The sequence below is a fragment of the Pseudomonas sp. SID14000 genome (assembly GCF_002165135.1).
GTDB lineage: Bacteria > Pseudomonadota > Gammaproteobacteria > Pseudomonadales > Pseudomonadaceae > Aquipseudomonas.
Window position 1 is genome coordinate 249,586 of record NZ_NFZQ01000006.1, and the last position, 16,029, is coordinate 265,614.

12 protein-coding genes are annotated in these 16,029 nt (G+C 65.4%); 10 read left to right on the plus strand and 2 right to left on the minus strand.

The features are described from left to right. Positions 1 to 290: 290 nt before the first annotated feature. The gene (mrdA, locus tag CAY82_RS11435) at positions 291 to 2,186 is read right to left on the minus strand and encodes a penicillin-binding protein 2 (RefSeq protein WP_087501291.1); all 1,896 of its coding nucleotides are present in this window, start codon (positions 2,184 to 2,186) and stop codon (positions 291 to 293) included. Positions 2,187 to 2,582: 396 nt separating this feature from the next. On the opposite strand from mrdA, the gene CAY82_RS11440 reads away from it, so the two are divergent. From CAY82_RS11440 to CAY82_RS11450, 3 genes are read left to right on the plus strand one after another with little or no spacing between them, the layout of a single operon-like run. Then, the gene (locus CAY82_RS11440; protein ID WP_087501292.1) at positions 2,583 to 3,248 is read left to right on the plus strand and encodes an ABC transporter ATP-binding protein; all 666 of its coding nucleotides are present in this window, start codon (positions 2,583 to 2,585) and stop codon (positions 3,246 to 3,248) included. After that, a complete protein-coding gene (locus tag CAY82_RS11445) occupies positions 3,248 to 5,710 on the plus strand; it encodes an ABC transporter permease (protein ID WP_087501293.1) in 2,463 nt (820 codons plus the stop codon). Before CAY82_RS11440 ends, CAY82_RS11445 begins: the two co-directional genes overlap by 1 nt. Beyond that, positions 5,700 to 6,755 carry a lipocalin-like domain-containing protein gene (locus CAY82_RS11450; RefSeq protein ID WP_087501294.1) on the plus strand — a complete coding sequence of 352 codons (1,056 nt, stop codon included), beginning with the start codon at positions 5,700 to 5,702 and terminating at the stop codon, positions 6,753 to 6,755. The genes CAY82_RS11445 and CAY82_RS11450 overlap by 11 nt, the downstream gene beginning before the upstream one ends. Before the next feature lie 52 nt (positions 6,756 to 6,807). On the opposite strand, the gene CAY82_RS11455 is transcribed toward CAY82_RS11450, so the two are convergent. Then, positions 6,808 to 7,554: an enoyl-CoA hydratase gene (locus CAY82_RS11455; protein ID WP_087501295.1), complete on the minus strand. Its 747-nt coding sequence runs from the start codon at positions 7,552 to 7,554 to the stop codon at positions 6,808 to 6,810. 102 nt (positions 7,555 to 7,656) lie between these two features. On the opposite strand from CAY82_RS11455, the gene CAY82_RS11460 reads away from it, so the two are divergent. From CAY82_RS11460 to CAY82_RS11490, 7 genes are all read left to right on the plus strand, one after another. After that, on the plus strand, positions 7,657 to 8,301 hold the full coding sequence (locus tag CAY82_RS11460) for a TetR family transcriptional regulator C-terminal domain-containing protein (RefSeq protein WP_061551687.1): 645 nt from the start codon (positions 7,657 to 7,659) through the stop codon (positions 8,299 to 8,301). 75 nt (positions 8,302 to 8,376) lie between these two features. Further along, positions 8,377 to 9,093, plus strand: coding sequence for a response regulator (locus tag CAY82_RS11465; protein ID WP_087501296.1), 717 nt, complete (start codon positions 8,377 to 8,379; stop codon positions 9,091 to 9,093). Further along, positions 9,090 to 9,866 carry an ABC transporter substrate-binding protein gene (locus tag CAY82_RS11470; protein ID WP_087501297.1) on the plus strand — a complete coding sequence of 259 codons (777 nt, stop codon included), beginning with the start codon at positions 9,090 to 9,092 and terminating at the stop codon, positions 9,864 to 9,866. The genes CAY82_RS11465 and CAY82_RS11470 overlap by 4 nt, the downstream gene beginning before the upstream one ends. After that, on the plus strand, positions 9,863 to 12,115 hold the full coding sequence (locus CAY82_RS11475) for an ATP-binding protein (RefSeq protein ID WP_087501298.1): 2,253 nt from the start codon (positions 9,863 to 9,865) through the stop codon (positions 12,113 to 12,115). Before CAY82_RS11470 ends, CAY82_RS11475 begins: the two co-directional genes overlap by 4 nt. A 217-nt stretch (positions 12,116 to 12,332) precedes the next feature. Then, complete coding sequence (locus tag CAY82_RS11480; RefSeq protein ID WP_087501299.1) at positions 12,333 to 13,739, plus strand: amino acid permease; 1,407 nt, start codon at positions 12,333 to 12,335, stop codon at positions 13,737 to 13,739. 292 nt (positions 13,740 to 14,031) lie between these two features. After that, positions 14,032 to 14,826 (plus strand): enoyl-CoA hydratase/isomerase family protein, encoded by a 795-nt coding sequence (locus CAY82_RS11485; protein ID WP_087501300.1) that lies wholly within the window; start codon positions 14,032 to 14,034, stop codon positions 14,824 to 14,826. A gap of 33 nt (positions 14,827 to 14,859) precedes the next feature. Beyond that, the gene (locus CAY82_RS11490) at positions 14,860 to 16,020 is read left to right on the plus strand and encodes an acyl-CoA dehydrogenase family protein (RefSeq protein ID WP_087501301.1); all 1,161 of its coding nucleotides are present in this window, start codon (positions 14,860 to 14,862) and stop codon (positions 16,018 to 16,020) included. Positions 16,021 to 16,029 lie beyond the last annotated feature (9 nt).

The following is a 16,029-nucleotide window of genomic DNA, read 5'->3' on the forward strand; positions in this document are numbered from 1 at the left end:
GACTGGTGAAGCGGCGGCATCGCCAGCCGAGAAATCGAGTCAAACCTACAAGGCTGACAACCATGGCCTAACAGACATGGCCACGTTGCAACAAATGTGGGAGCGGGCTTGTCCCGCGAAGCGCCGCGCGGGCGGCGCTCGATCTCACTGGCAACAAAGATGTCACGACAAGAACAAGCTTGCCAAAAACCATGGAATCTCCCGTAGGATTTACGCTGCCTGTGACGCAACACTGAACTTGTGGGAGCGGCCTTGCGTCGCGAAAGGGCTGCGAAGCGGCCCCAAAATTCTCAAGTATGCGGCACGCTGCGAGGCGCTACCCCGCCCGCATACTCCGGCTTCAGATGCCCCTGCTCATCCAGCAGATAGGCATCCATCACCTCCCGCACCACCGGCCCCGCCACCCGTCCACCGGCCTCGCCGTTCTCGATCATCACCGCCACCACCACACTCGGGTGATCAGCCGGGGCGAAGCCGACGAACAGGGCGTTGTCGCGGTGCCGCTCCAGGGTCTTGTCGCGGTTGTAGCGTTCGCCCTGCTTGATCGCCACCACCTGCGCGGTGCCGCTCTTGCCGGCAATCCTGTACTGCGCACCGGCCGCGGCCGCGCGGGCGATGCCGCGCGGGTCGTGCATGACCATCTGCATGCCCTGGTTGACCTGGTCCCAGGCGTGCCTGTCGTGCAGCACGATATCGGGCATCGGGTGGGGGTCCACCGGCGCATCGCCGCCCACGGTCATGGCCAGGTGCGGGCGGTGCCACACGCCCTTGCTCGCCAGCAGGCTGGTGGCCTGGGCCAGCTGCAGCGGGGTGACCTGCATGTAGCCCTGGCCGATGCCCAGGATCAGCGTCTCGCCCGGGAACCAGGCCTGGCGACGGGTAGCGCGCTTCCACTCGGGCGACGGCATCAGCCCGGACGCTTCCTCGAACATGTCCAGCGACACCTTCTGGCCCAGGCCGAACTCGGCCATGTAGTCGTGCAGGCGGTCGATGCCCAGCTTGTGCGCCAGGTCGTAGAAGTAGGTGTCGTTGGAGCGCATGATGGCAGTGTACATGTCCACCCAGCCATCGCCGCTGCGGTTCCAGTTGCGGTACTTGTGGTCGTAGTTGGGCAGCTCGTAGTAGCCCGGGTCGAACACCCGGCTGCCCGGGGTGATAACGCCGCTGTCGAGGCCGGCGATGGCCACTTCCGGCTTTACCGTCGAACCGGGAGCATACAGGCCGCGCAACACGCGGTTGAACAGCGGGCGGTCGATGGAGTCGCGCAGTGCGGCATACTGCTTGAAGCTGATGCCCTTGACGAACAGGTTGGGGTCGAAGCTGGGGTTGCTGACCATCGCCAGCACGTCGCCGTTGGCTGGGTCGAGCACCACCACCGAGCCGCGGCGATCGCCCAGGGCCTTTTCCGCGGCCAGTTGCAGGTGGGCATCCAGGGTCAGGACGATGTCCTGGCCCGGGATCGGGTCTTTGTGGTTGAGCACACGCATGACCCGGCCCTGGGCGTTGGTCTCGACTTCCTCGTAGCCCACGTGGCCGTGCAGCTGGCTTTCGTAGAAGTGCTCGATGCCCGTCTTGCCGATCGACTGGGTGCCCCGGTACTCGGTGTTGTCGAGGGCCTTGGCCTCTTTCTCGTTGATGCGCCCCACATAGCCCACTGAATGGGCGAAATGCTCGGCCAGTGGGTACTCGCGGATGAACTGTGGCTCCACCTCAAGGCCTGGCAGGCGGAACTGATTCACCGCCACCAGGGCGATCTGCTCTTCGCTCAGGCCAACCATCAGGGTTACCGGCTCGAACGGCTTGCGACCACGGCGCAGGTCCTTGTCGAACTGCTTGCGGTCGTCCTCGGTCAGGCCCAGTACCTGCGCCAGAGTGTCGAGCACTTTGGTCGTGTCGCCACCGGTCCGCTCGCGGGTCATGGTCAGGTCGAAGCTGGGTTTGTTGTCGGCCAGCACCACGCCGTTGCGGTCGTAGATAAGCCCGCGCTCGGGGGCGATGGGCAGCACATGCACACGGTTGTTTTCCGACACGGCGGTCTGCTGGTCGTGCTGCAGCACCTGCAGAACATAGAGCCGGCCCACCAGGACGGCGACCAGGCTGAAGACCAGGGCGGCGCAGGCCAGGAGCCGGCGGTTGACCAGGTGCTTTTCCTTTTCGTGGTCCTTGAGAGGGATGGGTTGTGGCATCGGTGACTCTGTCCTGAGGGGTAGCAGTGCCTGTAGGAGCAGCCTTGTGCTGCGAAGAGGACGGTAGCACCGTAGTAGTTCTGCAGGCCACGACGGCCCATTCGCAGCACAAGGCTGCTCCTGCAGGTGGCGCGGTGGTTGTACGCGCGCGATCGGGCCGCGGATGCTACGCAACCCGTACCGCACCCTCAAGGCAAGTGCCGGCTGGCGGTAGGCTGGTATTGGCTGTGTGCCCCGTGATCAGGGCGCTTGCCAGCAAAATGAAGATTTGTTCATGGCGGCGGAGTGGTGATGGAACTTGTTGATGGAACGATGCAAGTTGAGTCCATGAGCACGCCCATGTCGCCATGAACCTGCTATTCCTAAGAAGACACTTGAACCCACCAAGGCCCGTCGATGCTGGTCATCGAAAACCTCCACAAATCATTCCCCACCCCCCAAGGCCCGCTTCCGGTGCTGCAGGGCGTCGACCTGCGCCTGGCACGCGGCAGCAGCCTGGCGCTGATGGGCGAGTCGGGCAGCGGCAAGAGCACGTTGCTGCACCTGGTGGCCGGCCTGGACCGAGCCGACAGTGGCCGCATCCTGATCGACGACGCCCCGCTCGACAGCCGTTCCGAGGCGTCGCTGGCGCTGTGGCGGCGGGAGGGCATTGGCCTGGTGTTCCAGCAGTACAACCTGATCAGCAGCCTGGACGTGGGGGCAAACCTTGCGTTCCAGGCCCGGTTGGCCGGTCGGCATGATCCCCTTTGGCTGGCCTATCTGTCGCAGCGCCTGGGTTTGGCGGATTTGCTGGCGCGTTACCCGGAGCAACTGTCTGGCGGCCAGCAACAGCGGGTCGCCATTGGCCGCGCCCTGGCCGGTCGCCCGGCTTGGTTGCTGGCCGACGAACCCACCGGCAGCCTCGACGAAGCCAGCAGCGACGAGGTGTTGAGCCTGCTGCTGCAGCTGGTCACCGAGGCTGGCAGTGGTGTGTTGATGGTGACCCACAGCCCCCGGCTGGCGGCGCGCCTGCAGCAGCGTTGTTACCTGCAGGCCGGCCGCGTGCGGCCTGAGCAGGGCTGATGAAACTCCTGGCGCTGGCTTTGTTGGCGCTGCTAAGCCACTGGCGGCGACATCGCGTGCAGTTTTTCAGCATCTTCACCGGCCTGTGGCTGGCCACGGCGTTGTGGACCGGTGTGCAGGCGCTGAACAGCCAGGCACGTAGCGACTATGCCCGGGCCAGCGCGGTGCTGGCCGGGCCGCTGCAGGCGCAACTGGTACCGCGCCATGGCGAGCGCTTCGATCAGACGCTTTACGTGCAATTGCGCAGGTTGGGCTGGGCGGTGACGCCGGTACTGGAAGGGCGCTTGCGCTTGCCCGGTGAGCCGGCGCGCAGCGTGCGGTTGATCGGCATCGAGCCATTGAGCTTGCCGCCGACCAGCAGCATCGCCGGTGTACAGCCTCGAACGTTCGATCTGCGGGCCTTCATTGGCATGCCCGGGCAAGCCTGGGTTGGGCCAGACACTTTGCGTCAGCTGAGTGCAGCCCCGGGGGCGTCGCCACGCGACAGCGAAGGGCAGCAGCTGCCGCCGTTGGTTTTGCAGCCAGCGCTGGCACCGGGGGTGATCGTGGTCGATATCGGCCACGCCCAGACATTGCTGCACGCCCCCGGGCAGCTTTCGCGCTTGCTGGTAGCTGCCGCGCCGGGGCCGTTGCCCGCGGATATCGCGTCTTTCCTTGAGCTGCAACCCGAACAGGACGATGGCGGTCTGCAGCGGCTGACCGACAGTTTTCACCTCAACCTGACCGCCCTCGGCCTGCTGGCGTTCGTCGTCGGCCTGTTCATCGCCCATGCTGCAATCGGCTTGGCACTGGAGCAGCGGCGCGGCCTGATTCGCAACCTGCGCGCCTGTGGCATCGGCTTGCATACCCTGTTGTGTGCCTTGGTGCTGGAACTTGGCCTGTTCGCGGTGTTGGGCGGTCTGGCTGGCGTGGCCAGTGGTTACGGGCTAGCCGCGTGGTTGTTGCCCGATGTGGCCGCCAGCTTGCGCGGCCTGTATGGCGCCCAGGTCGCCGGGACGCTGAGCCTGCCCGCTGGGTGGTGGCTGATGGGTGTACTGGTGAGCGTACTGGGGGCACTGCTGGCGGGTTTGGGCAGCGTATTGCGTGCGGCGCGGTTACCGTTGCTGGCGCTGGCGCAACCTCAGGCGTGGCGGTTGGCGCAGGGGCCGTGGTTGCGGCGTCAGGCTCTGGTGGCCGGCCTGTTGCTGTTGTTGGCCTTGGGCTGTGGCGTGCTGGGCGACAGCCTGCCCAGCGCGTTCGGCCTGCTGGCAGGCTTGCTGCTGGCGGCGGCGTTACTGCTGCCGGCCTTGCTCGACCGGGGGCTGGTCTGGCTGGCGCGCCATTGCCGGCGGCCTTTGTCGCAATGGTTCATCGCCGACAGTCGCCAGCAACTGCCAGCCCTGAGCCTGGCGTTGATGGCACTGTTGCTGGCGCTGGCCGCCAGTGTCGGCGTGGGCAGCATGACCGAGGGCTTTCGCAAGACCTTTGTCGGCTGGCTTGACCTGCGCCTGTCCGCCGACCTGTATGTCATCCCAAGGGACACCGCCCAGGGCTTGCAGCTAGCCGAGTGGCTCAGGCAGCAACCTTCAGTTGGTATGGTATTACCCGGCTGGCGTGTGGAAACGCAGCTGCAGGGCTGGCCAGTGCAGGTCCAGGGCATCGTCGATCATCCTGTCTATCGCACACGCTGGCCATTGTTGGCGCAGCAAAAGCAGGCCTGGCAGCAATTGGCCAGTGGCCAGGCGGTGATGCTCAGTGAACAGCTGGCCAGGCGACTGAAACTGCAACTGGGCGATCGCCTGAGACTGGCGGCAGACACTTCGCCTGCCTTGACCGTTGTGGGGATCTACGCCGATTACGGCAACCCCAAAGGGCACGTACTGGTCAATGCCGGCTGGCTGCGCGGGCACTGGCCACAGGCAACCCTGACCGGGTTGAGTGTCGATCTGGCGGCCGGGCAGGTGTCGGCGCTCAAGGCCGCATTGCAACAGCGCTTTGCCCTGGATGACAGCCGCGTGGTCGAGCAGGCACGTCTCAAGCGCTGGTCTACCGATGTGTTCAACCGCACCTTCGCCGCCACCGCTGCGCTCAACAGCCTTACCCTTGGCGTGGCTGGCGTGGCGCTGTTCATCAACTTGCTGACCCTGGGCCAGACTCGCCTGGGCCAGTTGGCGCCGCTGTGGGCGCTGGGCGTGCGACGCACGCAGTTGGTCTGGTTAAGCCTTGGGCAGACACTGTTGCTGAGCAGCCTTACCGTGCTGCTGGCGATCCCGCTGGGTATCCTGCTGGCCTGGTGCCTGGTCGCGGTGGTGAACGTGCAGGCATTCGGCTGGCGTTTGCCGCTCTACGTGTTCCCTGCGCAACTGCTGCAACTGGCCGTGCTGGGCATGCTTACCAGCCTCGTGGCCAGCGCCTGGCCACTGTGGCAGCTGGCGCGTCGCCAGCCACGCGAACTGTTGAGGCCGTTTGCCGATGAAACGTAGCGCCTGGCTGTTGCTGTGGGGGTTGCTGGGCGGCTGTGATCAGCCCGCCGAGCAAAGCTATGCCGGGCTCGGGCAGCAGGCGGGTGAGTTCAGCCAGGTAAGCCGCGGGCATCGCCTGGAGTTTCCGCGTGACCACGGTGCCCACGATGGCTTTCGCATCGAATGGTGGTATGTCACCGCCAACCTCCAGGACGTCCGAGGGCGGGACTGGGGCGCGCAGTGGACGCTGTTTCGCTCGGCCCTGCGTCCAGGCCCCGAGACTGCCGGCTGGAACAGCCCGAACCTGTGGATGGGGCACGCGGCGCTGACCGGTCCCGGTGGTCATCAGTCTGGCGAAACCTTGGCGCGTGGGGGTATCGGCCAGGCTGGCGTGCAGGCCCAGCCGTTCCGGGCGTGGATCAATGACTGGTCGTTGCAGGGCAGCAGCGGCATCGAGCATCTGCACATGGTCGCCGGTGGTGAAGGCTTTGGCTATGACTTGCAATTGCACGGTGATCGGCCGCTGGTGCTGCACGGGGATCAGGGCTACAGCGAGAAGTCTGGCAAAGGGCAGGCTTCGCACTATTACAGTCAGCCGTTTTATGGCGTGCGTGGGGAAGTGCAGCGTGACGGCCAGTGCATCGCTGTTACCGGCCAGGCCTGGCTGGACCGGGAATGGAGCAGCCAGCCGCTGGCTGCCGGGCAGACGGGGTGGGACTGGTTTTCCCTGCACCTGGACAGTGGCGCCCGGCTGATGCTGTTCCAGGTGCGCGAGGTGCAGGGAGAGGCGTATCGCGCCGGGACCTGGGTTGGCCCGCAGGGTGAGGTGGTGGCGCTGCTGGGGGCGCAGATCCAGCTGCAGGCGCTGGCCTGGGCCCGGCAGAAGAACGGCAAGCAGGTGCCGACGCGATGGCGGGTGCAGGTGCCGGGGCATGGCGTGGATGTGCAGGTCGAGGCTGTGGAGTCGCAGGCCTGGATGGAGACGCGGTTCCCGTATTGGGAGGGGCCGGTGCGCTTGACCGGGAGTGCGGGTGGGCGTGGTTATCTGGAGATGACCGGCTACTAGCACCTCATAGCCCATCCATGACGCGCTCCCACAAGAGACAGCGTCAACCCAGTCAGTCCTTGATCAATCCCCGCAGCACCGCCCGCGTTTCTTCAGTGCGCAGGCACTCGATGAACAACCGGCTTTCCCGCGTTACTGTCGCCTCCAGCTCGGCCCGTTGGCCGTCCTTGAGCAGCCGCTTGCTGATACGCAGCGCCGCCTGCGGGTAGCCTTGCAGCTGCCGCGCCAGCTTGCGGGCTGCGGCCAGGCACTGTTCGCCATCCTCATGCAGTTCATTGGCCAGCCCCCAGGCCACCATCTGTTCGCCATCAAGCAACTCGTTTGCCAGCAGCAAGCGAGCCGCCCGGGCATGGCCAAGCAGACGCGGCAGCAGCAGGCTGGAACCAAACTCCGGGCACACGCCCAATGGCGCGAAAGGGATGCGCAGCCTGGTGGTACGGCTGACCAGCACCTGGTCACAATGCAACAGCAAGGTGGCACCAATACCGATCGCTGCGCCACTGACCGCGGCAATCAGCGGTTTGTCCAGGCCCATCACCACTCGCATCAGGCGGAACACTGGGCTATCGAGGTCGCCGGGCGGGTTGTCGAGGAAGTCGCGCAAGTCATTGCCGGCGGTAAAGCAGTGCGGCCCACCAGTGATGATGATGGCTTCGACATCAGGGTCTTCACCCGCCGCCAGCAGCAGGTCGCCCAGCTGTTGGTACATGGCTGTGTTCAAGGCATTGAGCTTGTCGGGACGGTTGAAGGCCAGGGTCAGCAGGCCCTGGTCCAGGTCACGTGTGATCAGGTCGTTCATGGCAGCCGTTTTTGTTGTTGTGGGCAAGGGTGGCAAGGGTTTATCACGCAGTCCGGCTTGTTGTACAGTCGTTCAGTCCAGCCCCTAGCCCGAGAGCCGCCGATGAACCAGGAAGCCCGCTACCACCGCATGCTGCCGGAATTGCGCAAAGCCAACCTGGTCGAGGCGACCCTGGTATGCCTCAAGCGCCATGGCTTCCAGGGGGCGTCGATCCGCAAGATCTCGGCTGAGGCCGGGGTTTCGGTCGGGCTGATCAGCCATCACTACGCTGGCAAGGACGAATTGGTGGCCGAAGCCTACATGGCTGTCACCGGCCGGGTGATGGGCCTGCTGCGTGAGGCCATGGCCCAGGCCGCGCCCAATGCCCGCGAGCGGTTGTCGGCGTTTTTCCGCGCCTCGTTCTGCGCCGAGCTGCTCGATCCGCAATTGCTCGACGCCTGGCTGGCGTTCTGGGGCGCGGTGAAGACCGCCGATGCGATCAACCAGGTGCATGACCATTCCTATGGCGAATACCGCAATGAACTGAGCGGGCTGCTGGCCACGCTGGCCGGAGAGGAGGGCTGGCAGGGTTTCGATGCCGACCTTGCAGCCATCAGCCTGAGTGCCTTGCTCGACGGCCTGTGGCTGGAGTCGGGGCTCAACCCCGGTACCTTCACCCCCGAGCAGGGCGTGCTGATCTGCGAGGCCTGGGTCGACGGCCTGCAGGCCGGTGGCCGGCGCCGCTTCAGCCCGCCGGAGGGCTGTTGATCGCCTGTTCAGTAACGAGTACGCTGCTGTCGCGAGTGTGTAGAACAAACCAATAAAAAAAAGAGACGACACGCAATGACGCCTCGGGTATTGATCGTCGATGACGATCCGCTTATTCGTGACTTGCTGCAGGCCTATCTGTCCCGGGAAGGCTATGACGTGCACTGCGCCGACACCGCGGAAAAGGCCGAAGCGCTGCTCGGCAGCCAGGATGTCGACCTGGTGCTGCTGGATATCCGCCTGCCCGGCAAGGACGGCCTTACCCTGACCCGCGAGCTGCGGGTGCGTTCGGAGGTCGGCATCATCCTCATCACCGGCCGCAACGATGACATCGACCGCATCGTCGGCCTGGAATGCGGCGCCGACGACTACGTGATCAAACCGCTCAATCCCCGTGAGCTGGTATCCCGCGCCAAGAACCTGATCCGCCGCGTGCGCCATGCCCGCGAAGTACATCCGGCGCCGGCCTGCGCGCAATCGCTGAAGCAGTTCGCCGACTGGGCGCTGGACACCGACCGCCGGCGCCTGATCGACGCCCGTGGCGGGCAAACCCTGCTGACCCATGGCGAGTTCCAGCTGCTCAACGTGTTCCTGCGCAACAGCGGCCACACCCTGAGCCGCGACCAGTTGATGGACCAGATCCGCAACCGCGAATGGGTGCCCAACGACCGTTCCATCGATGTGCTGGTCGGCCGCCTGCGGCGCAAGCTGCACGATGACCCGGCCGAGCCCCAACTGATCATCACCATCCACGGCACCGGCTACCTGTTCACCGCCAGCGTGGCGGCATGACCCGCAGCGCCTGGGTACTGGCCTTGGCAGTGTTCGCCGTGCAAGCCAGTGCAAAACAGCCGGTGCGCTATTGCGACTACCCGGTATACCCGCCGATTTCCTGGAGTGATGGCCACCAGGTGCGTGGCCTGGCCCCCACCGTGGTGCGAGAGCTGTTCGCGCGCATGGGCTACGAGGTTCAGACCGTGGTGCTGGGCAACTGGAAGCGCTGCCTGATGGACGCCGCCGCGGGCCGGGTGGATGTGGTGCTGGCCTACAACAGCGACCAGCGTGACCAGCGCATGCGCTTTTCCACGGTGCCGGTGGTGCGCGAGGAAGTGGCGGTGTTCTACAACCGCCTGCGGCCGGTGCGGTTCCAGCGCCTGGAGGACCTGGCCAGCTACCGCGGCGGCCTGCTGTACGGCGAAAGCTACGGCGCCGATTTTGACCGCTTCGTCGCCCGCCACCAGAACATCGAGCGGGTGTCGTCCAGCCAGCAGAACTTCGGCAAGCTGATCCGCGGGCGCATCGATTACGTGATCCAGGAGCGGCGCACCGGCCAGCTGTTCATCGAAAACCTGCCCGGGGCGCAGGACATTCGCGTATTGCCCACGGCCCTGAGCGTGGACTACCTGCGCGTTGCGATTTCACGGCAATCGCCCTTGAGCCAGCATATGGACGAAATCGACGCGCAGCTGCTGCACATGAGTCAGGCCGGCGAGATCGAGCGCTGGCTGGAGCAGAGCGAAGTGACCTACCGTGACATGGTCAACCTGCCGGCGGACACCCGATGATCCGCCTGCGCACCGATGGCCTGCTGCGCCGCCTGCTGCTGTTCATCCTGCTGTTCAGCCTGTGCTTCACCGTGCTCGCCAGCTCGGTACAGCTGTACTTCGAATACCGCCGCGAGATGCGCGATATCGAGGCGCGCATGGCGTTGATCCGCGCCGGTTACCTGGCCAGCCTGGAGCGTAGCCTGTGGGACCTGGACGAGGCACAGCTGGACACACAATTGCGCGGTTTGGTGGACTTTTCCGATGTCGCCCGGGTGCGCCTGGTCAGCGACGATTTCCAGCTGCTGCGCGGCGCCGCCGAGCCCAAGGGGCCGCTGCGCATCGAACGCTTCCCCCTCGATTACCAGCCACCCTCGGGGCCAGTCAGGCACCTGGGCGAGCTGGAAGTGAGCATCGACCTGGGCGCGGTGCACCGGCGGCTGTATGCCACGGGCCTTGCCAGCCTACTGTGGATGGGCGTGTTCCTGTGTGGCCTGGCGGTGGCATTGTCGGGGCTGTTCTACCGCCTGGTCACCCGCCACCTGCAAGTGATGGCCGAGTTCGCCCGGCGTATTGGTGCCGGCCAGTGGCAGGAACCGTTGCGCCTGGGGCGCCGCCCGTCGACGCGCCCGGACGAAATCGACACCGTCGCCAATGCCCTGGATGACATGCGCCGCGCCATCCTCAGCGACATCGAGCGCCGCGAGCGCGACCGCCTGGCGCTGCAGGACAAGCGCGACGAACTGCAGGCCATGGTCGAGCGGCGCACCGCCAGCCTGGCCCGGGCCAAGGACGAGGCAGAGGCCGCCAACCTGGCCAAGTCGCGCTTCCTGGCGACCATGAGCCATGAGCTGCGCACTCCGCTCAACGGCATTCTCGGCATGGCCGAGCTGCTGCGCGGCGGCCGGCTGGAGGTGGCTGACCGTCAGCGTGTCGAGGCCTTGTACAAGGCCGGCGAGGGGCTGTTGGCGATTCTCAACGAAGTGCTGTATTTCGCCCGGCTCGAGGAGGGCGAGAGCCGCGCCGAGCAGGTCGGTTTTTCGCTACGCCAGTTGTGCCAGGAAGTGCTGGCGCTGCTCGAACCCATGGCCAGGGACAACGGCGATACCCTGCAGTTGGACATCGACGAACAATTGGCCGAATACCAGCACGGTGCCGAACAGTACCTGCGCCAGGTGCTCAGCAACCTGCTGGCCAATGCCATCAAGTTCACCGAACACGGCCAGGTGCGGCTTGCGGTGCAGGTACTGGCCAGTGACCAGGGCTCGCAGCGAGTGCGGGTGTCGGTCAGTGACAATGGCATCGGCATCGAGCCGGCTGTGCAGGCCAGGGTCTTCGAGCGCTTCGTCCAGGCCAGCGAAGCGGTGGCCCGGCGCTACGGCGGCACTGGCCTGGGCCTGGCGATCTGCAAGCACCTGGTGGAAAAGCTGGGGGGCTGCATTGGCCTGGACAGCGTGCAAGGGCAGGGCAGTTGCTTCTGGTTCGAGCTCGACATGGCCCGCGGGCAGCCAGTGCTGGCCAGTTCACCAGCCCCTTCGCTCCTGGCCAGCCTGGATATCCTGGTGGTCGAGGACGTGGCGTTGAACCGCGAGGTGGCTGGCGGGTTGCTGCTGCGCGATGGCCATCGAGTGAGCTTTGCCGAAGACGCCGGGCAGGCCCTGCAGGCCTGCGCACAGCGGCGCTTCGACTTGATCCTGCTCGACGTGCACCTGCCCGGCATGAGCGGGGTGGAACTGTGCCGGCAGATTCGTGCCGCACCCGGGCCGAACCGCCACACCCGGGTCCTGGCGCTGACGGCCGGCGTGCAACCGGGGCAAGTGCCGGGTTACCTGGACGCCGGCATGCAGGGGGTGCTGGCCAAGCCCCTGCGGCTGGACAACCTGCGCCAGGCGCTGGCCGAAGCGGTGCCCGCTGAAGTGGCTGGCGTCGACGCGACAATGGACTGGTCATTGCTGGACACCCACCGCTCGCTGCTGGGTGAGCAGAAGCTGCAAGGCCTGTTGAAGGTGCTGCACCAGTCGCTGGAGCAGCACGCCACGGCGTTGGCCGAGGCGCTGCCGGCCGAGGATTTCACCGAAGTGCTGCACCTGGCCCACCGGCTGGCCGGCAGTTGCGATTCCCTGGGTTTTTCTGGCCTGGCTGCGCTGTTGCGACGCCTCGAGGACGCTGCCCGGCAGCATGACGAACAGGCATTGAAGGCACTCTGCGAGCCGCTGGCCACCGAGCTTGCCCACGCCCGCGTCACCCTGGAACAGTTGATCCAGAGCTGACGTACAAAAAACTTACGACTTTTTACATCTTCGATCCGTTCGTACAACGGCACCTTACATCCGTTTCCAATAATCCATGGCAACCGTGTTGCACGCGGTCCATGAGGCTTATTGGAGACAAGAATAATGACATGCCGTAGCGCTCAGCCCCTCCTTCCCAACACACCGCGCGGCACCCCCGCGTGGCCTGGCACCGGCCGCAAAGGCGAGGTGCGCCATGACTGACAACCGCGAAAAGATCCAGCTCACCCGCGCGCTGAAAAGCCGGCACATCTTCATGTTGTCGCTGGGCGGGGTGATCGGCACCGGGCTGTTCATGGGCTCGGGCGTGACCATCAACCAGGGCGGGCCGGTCGGCGCGATCCTGGCCTACCTGGTTGCGGGTTTGCTGATGTACCTGGTGATGGTCTGCCTGGGTGAGCTGTCGGTGCAGATGCCGGTGTCCGGCTCGTTCCAGGCCCACGCCACCAAGTTCATCGGCCCGGCCACCGGCTTTATGATCGGCTGGGTGTACTGGATGAGCTGGGCCACCACCGTGGGCCTGGAGTTCACTGCCGCCGGCATGCTGATGACCCGCTGGTTCCCGGAGGTGCCGATCTGGTATTGGTCGGCGCTGTTCGTGGTTGTGCTGTTCGGCCTCAACGCCCTGGCCACCCGTGCTTTCGGTGAGGCGGAGTACTGGTTCTCGGGGATCAAGGTAGCGACCATCCTCGGCTTCATCATCGTCGGCCTGCTGGTGATCTTCGGCGCCATCCCGCTGAGCAGCGGGGCGCCGGCACCGATGCTGGACAACCTGGTGGGCGAGTCGCTGTTCCCCCATGGCCTGTCGGCGGTGTTCGCGGTGATGATGACCGTGGTCTATGCCTTCCAGGGCTGCGAAATCATGGGGGTGGCGGCCGGCGAGACCGAGCACCCGGAAAAGAGCATCCCACGGGCCGTGCGCAACGTGGTGTTCCGCGTGCTGATCTTCTACGTGCTGGCGATAGCCGTGCTCTCGGCCATCGTGCCGTTCGAGCAGGCCGGGCTGATGGAAAGCCCGTTCGTGCAGGTGTTCGACATGGTCGGCATTCCTTTTGCCGCCGACCTGATGAACTTCGTCATCCTTACCGCCATCCTCTCGGTGGGCAATTCCGGGCTGTATGCCTCCACGCGCATCCTCTGGGCCATGTCCAAGAGCGGCATGGCGCCGAAAAGCCTGTCGCCGTTGAGCAAGCGTGGCGTGCCGTTGCGGGCGCTGAGCATCACCCTGTGCTTTGCGCTGATCTCGCTGATGACCAGTTTCGTTGCTGCCGACACCTTGTTCATGGTGCTGATGGCGGTGAGCGGCATGTCCGGTACCGTGACCTGGATCGTCATCGCCCTGGCGCAGTACCGCTTCCGCAAGGCCTACCTGCGTGATGGTGGTCAACTGCAGGACTTGAAGTACAAGGCGCCGCTGTACCCGCTGGTGCCGCTGCTGTGCATCACTCTGTGCAGTTCGCTGTTCGTGTTCCTGGCGCTGGATGAAACCCAGCGGCCGTCGTTGTACTGGGGCTTTGGCTTCATTGCCCTGTGCTATGCGGCGTACTTCTTCGTCAACCGCCGTCGGCAGGGGGCTTTCGAGCCGAGCGCGCCAGGGGTTTGATGCTGTGGGTCGTTGGTTGTAAGTGTTCGTCGAAGCATTTTTATTGCCTGTGAGATCGAGCGCCGCCCGCGCGGCGCTCGATCTCACAGGCGCAGAAAGTGTCAAGGCGAATACCCGCGAAGCGCCGCTCGATCTCCCAGGCAACGAAAATGCCATGCCAAAACAGCACCGCGTAACAGCAAAAACCGAGTTGTGCGAAGTTGTAACAGCCTATCCCGCCTTGTTGAACACTCGTTTAGTATCTCCCTCATCAAGCCCTCCAAAAACCATCACAACAACACCGAGGCCCCCCATGACCACCCCGTCGTCGTCACTGTTGAGCAAGGTCGAAGCCGGCGTTGCCTGGATCACCCTCAACCGCCCCGAGCAGCGCAACGCGCTGGACATCCCCACCCTCAAGCAACTGCACGCCCTGCTGGAAACCTGCAACAGCGACCCGGCCGTGCGCGTGGTGGTGCTGACCGGCAGCGGCCGCAGCTTCTGCGCCGGTGCCGACCTGGCCGAATGGGCCGCGGCCGAGGCCCAGGGCACCCTGGAAAGCTACGGCTGGACCGAAACCGCCCACGCGCTGATGTTGCGCCTGCACAGCCTCGACAAGCCCACCATCGCTGCCATCAACGGCACCGCCGTGGGCGGTGGCATGGACCTCAGCCTGTGCTGCGACCTGCGCATCGCCGCGGCCTCGGCGCGCTTCAAGGCCGGCTACACCAGCATGGGCTACAGCCCCGATGCCGGTGCCAGCTGGCACCTGCCACGGCTGATCGGCAGCGAGCAGGCCAAGCGCCTGTTGTTCCTGGATGAACCGTGGGGTGCCGAACGTGCCTTGGCGGCCGGGCTGGTCAGCGAAGTCTGCGCCGACGAGCAACTACCCGCCGTGGCCGCCGAGCTGGCCGGGCGCCTGGCCAATGGCCCGACCTTCGCCTACGCGCAGACCAAGCGGCTGATCCGCGACGGCGCCCTGCGCACCCTGGCCGAGCAACTGGAAGCCGAGCGCCAGGCCGGCCTGTTGTGCGGCCGCAGCCAGGACGGTGCCGAGGCGCTGCAAGCCTCGGTGGAGCGTCGCGCCCCCCGTTTTACCGGCCAGTAACCCGTTAACCGACCCTCACCAGGACCTTCGCAGATGAATTTCCAACTGACCCAAGAACAAGAAATGTTGGTGGAAGCGGTACGCAGCTTTGTGGCCAAGGAGCTGCTGCCCCATGAGGAGGCGGTGGACCGCGCCGATGCCGTGCCGCCCGAACTGGCTGCGCAGATCCGCGGCAAGGCTATAGCCGCCGGGTTCTATGCCTTCAACATGCCCGAGGAGGTCGGTGGCGGTGGCCTGGACTATCTGTCCCAGGCGCTGATCGAGCGCGAGCTGTCCAAGGTGTCCTGGGCCCTGCACGTGTTCGTCGCGCGGCCATCGAAAATCCTCATGGCCTGCAAGGACGAGCAGGTCAACGACTACCTGTTGCCCTGCGTGCAGGGCGAGAAGATCGACTGCTTCGCCCTCACCGAGCCGGGCGCCGGCTCCGATGCCAACGCCATCAAGACCCGTGCCGTGCGCCAGGGTGACGACTTCGTCATCAACGGCAGCAAGCACTTCATCAGCCATGCCGGCCACGCCGATTTCGCCATCGTCTTCGCCGTCACCGACACCTACGAGCACAACGGGCGCAAGCGCAATGCGGTAACGGCCTTCCTGGTCGACCGTGGCACGCCGGGCATGACCATCCGCCGTGGCCCCAAGTGCGTGAGCAACCGTGGCTACCACACCTACGAGCTGTTCTTCGACGACTGCCGGGTACCGGCCAGCAAGGTGCTGGGCGAGGTCGGCAAGGGCTGGGAGGTGGCCAACGCCTGGCTCACCGCTGGCCGGGTGATGGTCGCCGCCAACTGCGTGGGCCAGGCCCAGCGTGCCCTCGACCTGTCGTTGCAATGGGCCGCCGACCGCAAGCAGTTCGGCCAGGCCATCGGCAGTTACCAGGGGGTGTCGTTCAAGCTGGCCGACATGGCCACGCAGATTCGCGCTGCGGAAATGCTCACCCTGCACACCGCCTGGAAGATGGACCAGGGCAGCATGACTGACGGTGAGGCCGGCATGGCCAAGCTGTTCGCCAGCGAGGTGCTCGGCAAGGTAGCTGACGAAGCCGTGCAGATCTTCGGCGGCATGGGCCTGATGGATGAAGGGCCGGTCGAGCGCATCTGGCGCAACGCACGCATCGAGCGCATCTGGGAGGGCACCTCGGAAATCCAGCGGCACATCATCGCCCGCGAACTGCTGCGCCCGCTGCTGCGCTGAACGCCAGGA

Bases quoted from the DNA above. Each gene is read 5' to 3' on its own strand.
- mrdA (WP_087501291.1), bottom strand. From the start codon at position 2,186: ATGCCACAACCCATCCCTCTCAAGGACCACGAAAAGGAAAAGCACCTG.
- CAY82_RS11440 (WP_087501292.1), top strand. From the start codon at position 2,583: ATGCTGGTCATCGAAAACCTCCACAAATCATTCCCCACCCCCCAAGGC.
- CAY82_RS11445 (WP_087501293.1), top strand. From the start codon at position 3,248: ATGAAACTCCTGGCGCTGGCTTTGTTGGCGCTGCTAAGCCACTGGCGG.
- CAY82_RS11450 (WP_087501294.1), top strand. From the start codon at position 5,700: ATGAAACGTAGCGCCTGGCTGTTGCTGTGGGGGTTGCTGGGCGGCTGT.
- CAY82_RS11455 (WP_087501295.1), bottom strand. From the start codon at position 7,554: ATGAACGACCTGATCACACGTGACCTGGACCAGGGCCTGCTGACCCTG.
- CAY82_RS11460 (WP_061551687.1), top strand. From the start codon at position 7,657: ATGAACCAGGAAGCCCGCTACCACCGCATGCTGCCGGAATTGCGCAAA.
- CAY82_RS11465 (WP_087501296.1), top strand. From the start codon at position 8,377: ATGACGCCTCGGGTATTGATCGTCGATGACGATCCGCTTATTCGTGAC.
- CAY82_RS11470 (WP_087501297.1), top strand. From the start codon at position 9,090: ATGACCCGCAGCGCCTGGGTACTGGCCTTGGCAGTGTTCGCCGTGCAA.
- CAY82_RS11475 (WP_087501298.1), top strand. From the start codon at position 9,863: ATGATCCGCCTGCGCACCGATGGCCTGCTGCGCCGCCTGCTGCTGTTC.
- CAY82_RS11480 (WP_087501299.1), top strand. From the start codon at position 12,333: ATGACTGACAACCGCGAAAAGATCCAGCTCACCCGCGCGCTGAAAAGC.
- CAY82_RS11485 (WP_087501300.1), top strand. From the start codon at position 14,032: ATGACCACCCCGTCGTCGTCACTGTTGAGCAAGGTCGAAGCCGGCGTT.
- CAY82_RS11490 (WP_087501301.1), top strand. From the start codon at position 14,860: ATGAATTTCCAACTGACCCAAGAACAAGAAATGTTGGTGGAAGCGGTA.